Origin of the sequence: Actinospica durhamensis (assembly GCF_018139695.1) — a bacterium.
Taxonomy (GTDB): Bacteria; Actinomycetota; Actinomycetes; order Streptomycetales; family Catenulisporaceae; genus Actinospica; species Actinospica durhamensis.
The window spans coordinates 1-4,033 of record NZ_JAGSOG010000446.1 but is presented as its reverse complement, the minus strand read 5'-3'; the positions used below and the strand labels follow the sequence as shown (position 1 = coordinate 4,033).

The 4,033-nt window shown below is 73.2% G+C and carries 3 protein-coding genes; all 3 read left to right on the top strand.

Going from position 1 to position 4,033, the window contains the following annotated elements:
* Positions 1-1,699: beta-N-acetylhexosaminidase (locus KDL01_RS39555; RefSeq protein ID WP_212533863.1), on the top strand; the 1,699-nt coding region annotated here is incomplete at its 5' end.
* Positions 1,700-1,787: 88 nt separating this feature from the next.
* Positions 1,788-3,347 carry a glycoside hydrolase family 3 protein gene (locus KDL01_RS39550; protein ID WP_212533862.1) on the top strand — a complete coding sequence of 520 codons (1,560 nt, stop codon included), beginning with the start codon at positions 1,788-1,790 and terminating at the stop codon, positions 3,345-3,347.
* Positions 3,347-4,033 (top strand): glucosamine-6-phosphate deaminase (locus KDL01_RS39545; protein WP_212533861.1); only part of this gene is annotated, 687 nt, incomplete at its 3' end. The genes KDL01_RS39550 and KDL01_RS39545, both read left to right, overlap by 1 nt.

Here is a 4,033-nt window from a genome sequence, read left to right as displayed (position 1 = left end):
CATCCTGCCTGCGCCGGTCTCGGCCGCGCAGACCCCGGGACAGGAGTTCGAGCTGGACTCGGGCACGTCGCTCTACGCCGCCTCCTCCGCCGCCGCGCCGGTGGCCGACTACCTGGCCGCCGTGCTGCTCGGCTGCACCGCCCTGAGCGCGGGCTGCGGCGGCAAAGCGCCCGCCCCGGCCGCGACCGCTGGGCCCGCCTCGTACGCCGACATCCTGCCTGCGCCGGTCTCGGCCGCGCAGACCCCGGGACAGGAGTTCGAGCTGGACTCGGGCACGTCGCTCTACGCCGCCTCCTCCGCCGCCGCGCCGGTGGCCGACTACCTGGCCGGCCTGCTGCGCCCGGCCACCGGATACCGGCTGCCGGTGGTCTCGGCCGCACCCTCGGGCGACGCGATCCGGCTCACCCTCTCCGGCGCGCCCGCGTCGGTGGGGGACCAGGGCTACCAGCTGAAGGTGACCTCGGACGGGATCGTGCTGAGCGCCCAGAGCGCCGCAGGGCTCTTCGAAGGGGTGCAGACGCTGCGGCAGCTGCTGCCGGCCTCCATCGAGTCGCCCACGGCCGTCCAGGGGGCTTCCTGGCCGGTTCCCGCGGGCTCGGTGACCGACTATCCGCGCTACGCGTACCGGGGCGCCTCGCTGGACGTGGCACGGCACTTCTTCGACGTGGCGGACGTGGAGCGGTACATCGACGAGGTCTCCCGCTACAAGATCGACTACCTGCACCTGCACCTGACCGACGACCAGGGCTGGCGCCTCGCGATCGAGGGCTACCCGGCGCTCACCGGGGTCGGCGCGAACTCCGAGGTGGGCCCCGGCACCGGCGGGTACTACACGCAGGCGCAGTACCGGCAGATCGTGGCGTACGCGGCGGCCCGGTACATCACCGTGATCCCCGAGATCGACATGCCCGGGCACGTGAACGCGGCCGAGGCCGCGTACGGCGACCTGACCTGCGACGGCAAGGCGCCGGCGCCGTACACGGGGACCGGCACCGGATTCAGCACGCTGTGCACGGACAAGCCGGCCGTGAAGACCTTCGTCGCGGCCGTGCTCAAGCAGCTCGTTGCGCTGACGCCGGGCTCCTACATCGACATCGGCGGCGACGAGGCGCAGTCCACCCCGGCCCCCGCCTACGCGAGCTTCATGACCTGGGCCGCCGCGCAGGTGCGGGCGGACGGCAAGATCCCGATGGGCTGGGACGCGATCACCAACGCGCAGACCGGTTCCACCGCGTCGGCGCCGACCCTGGCCGAGTACTGGGAGACCACCGAGAGCCCGACGCCCGCCTTCCAGGCCGCGGTGGCCGCGGGCACGAAGGTGGTGCTGGCCCCGGCGAACCACGCGTACCTGGACCAGAAGTACGACCAGGACACCGTGCTGGGGCTGGATTGGGCCGGCCCGATCTCGCTGGCGCAGTCCTACGAGTGGGACCCGTCCACGTACCTGCTGGGCGTGCCCTCCTCGGCGGTCTACGGGATCGAGGCGGCGATGTGGGGCGAGACGCTGACCACCATGTCCGACCTCGAATACCTCGCCTTCCCGCGGCTGACCGCGGTGGCCGAGTTGGGCTGGTCCCCGGCCTCGGCGCACCGCCTGAGCGCGTTCGAGCGCCGTCTCGCGGCCCAGGCGCCGTACTGGCGGGCGGCCGGGATCAACTTCTACGAGGCGCCCGAGGTGAACTGGCCGAGCGGCGGTTGACCCGGTCCGCCGGGCTCTGGAAGACTAGAGTGGTCTAAACCACTTCTTGGTCAAACTTCCTGGCCGACTCTCTGACGAGGATGATCGCATGCCGAAGGACGGTGCGCCGGCCGAGCTCACCCGCGACGCCGGAGCGGTGTTGCAGATGGTCTTCCCGGAGACCGAGGCCCCGGCCTGGGCGCTGCGCGCGCTCGAAGCGCGCCGACTCGGCGGCGTGGTGCTCTTCTCCCGCAACCTGGTCGACCGCGAGCAGACCGCGGCCCTGTGCGGGCAGCTGCGCGAGGCCGACGAGGACGTGCTGATCTCCCTGGACGAGGAGGGCGGCGACGTCACCCGGCTGGAGATCGGCGAGGGCTCGTCCTACCCGGGCAACCTGGCCCTCGGCCGCGTCGACGACGTCGTGCTGACCGAGGCCGTCGCCCGCTCGATCGGCCTCGACCTGCTCGAGCTGGGCGTGAACTTCAACTACGCGCCCTGCGCCGACGTCAACGCCAACCCGGACAATCCGGTCATCGGGGTGCGCTCCTTCGGCGCCGAGAGCGAGCTGACGGCCCGGCACACCGCCGCGTACGTCAGGGGTCTGCAGTCGGTCGGCGTGATAGCCACGGCCAAGCACTTCCCCGGGCACGGCGACACCTCCGGCGACTCGCACCTGGGCCTGCCCATGGTCGAGTACGACGAGGCGCTCGAACTGCTCCACCTCGCGCCCTTCCGGTCCGCCATCGAGGCCGGCACGAAGGCGATCATGACCTCGCACATCCTGTTCCCGCGCTACGACACGCAGCTGCCGGCCACGATGTCCCCGCGGGTGCTGACCGGCCTGCTGCGCAACGAGCTCGGCTTCGACGGCGTGATCGTCACCGACGGCATCGACATGGGCGCGATCTCGGGGAACTGGGGCGTGGCCGAGGGCACCGTCAGGGCGGTGGCGGCCGGCTGCGACGCGCTGTGCTGGGGCGGCAGCCGGGAGGGCGAGGAGGCCTACCTGTACCTGCGCGACGCGCTGGTGTGGGCGGTGCGCGAGGGGCGGCTCTCGGCCGAGCGGCTGCACGAGGCGGCCGAGCGCAACCGGGCCGCGGCCCGGTGGTCCCGGCAGGCCCGGGCGGCGGCCGCGAGCGCGGTGCAGGACCGGTCCGTCGGCCTCGAGGCGGCCCGCCGCGCGATCACCGTGCGCGGCGAGATCAAGCCGCTGGCCGAGCCCCCGCACGTGGTCGAGTTCTCCCCGCTGGTCTCCCTCGCCGTGGACAGCGCCACCCCGTGGGGCCTGGCCGCCCCGCTGGCCGAACTGCTGCCGGGCACCACGGCCGAGCAGATCCACGCGCCCACCGTCGGCACCGAGAGCGTCGGTCTCGTGGTCACCTCCGTGATCGACCACGACGCCGTCGTCGACGTCGCCCCGGTCCTCGCCCGCGCGGCCGCCAGACCGCTGCTGCTGTGCGTGCGCGACCTGCACCGCAACCCGTGGATGCGGCGTGCGGTGGAGGCGGTCAGGGTCGCGCGCCCGGACGCCGTGGTGGTCGAGTTCGGCCTCCCGCACGGGGATCTGGCGGACCTGCTGACCTATGGCGGGGCCCGCGTGAACGGGCAGGCCGCCGCCGAACTGCTGACCGGACGGACCGGTACCACCGGAAGAAAGAGCGAGCACTGATGGAAGTCGTCATCGTCCCCGACGCCGCGGCCGGCGGCGAGCTGATCGCCGAGGCGATCGCCGCGCTGGTCACCCGCAAGCCGGACGCCCTGCTGGGCGTGGCCACCGGTTCCACCCCGCTGCCGATCTACCGGGCGCTGGCCGCGCGGGTGCACGGGAAGCCGGTCGGGCAGGGGGATCGCGCGGCAGGGCAGGGGGAGCAGGGCGCGCCCCTCGACGTCTCCCGGCTGCGGGTGTGCCAGCTCGACGAGTACGTCGGCCTGCCGGCCGGCCACCCGGAGTCCTACCGCTCCGTCATCGCCCGCGAGGTGCTCGAGCCGCTCGGCCTCTCGCTCGACACCTTCCTCGGCCCCGACGGCACCCGCCCCGACATCCCGGCCGCCTGCGCTGAATACGAGGCGGAGCTCAAGGAGGCGGGCGGGGTGGACCTGCAGATCCTGGGCATCGGCACCGACGGGCACATCGGCTTCAACGAGCCCTGCTCCTCCCTCGCCTCCCGCACCAGGATCAAGACCCTGACGCCGCAGACCCGCGAGGACAACGCACGCTTCTTCGACTCCCTGGACGAGGTGCCGCACCACGTCATCACCCAGGGCATCGGCACCATCCTGGAGGCGCGCCACCTCGTGCTGCTGGCCACCGGCCCCGGCAAGGCCGAAGCCGTCGCCGCCACCGTCGAGGGCCCC

Coding starts and splice junctions, on each gene's coding strand:
- KDL01_RS39550 (WP_212533862.1), top strand. CDS start 1,788: ATGCCGAAGGACGGTGCGCCGGCCGAGCTCACCCGCGACGCCGGAGCG.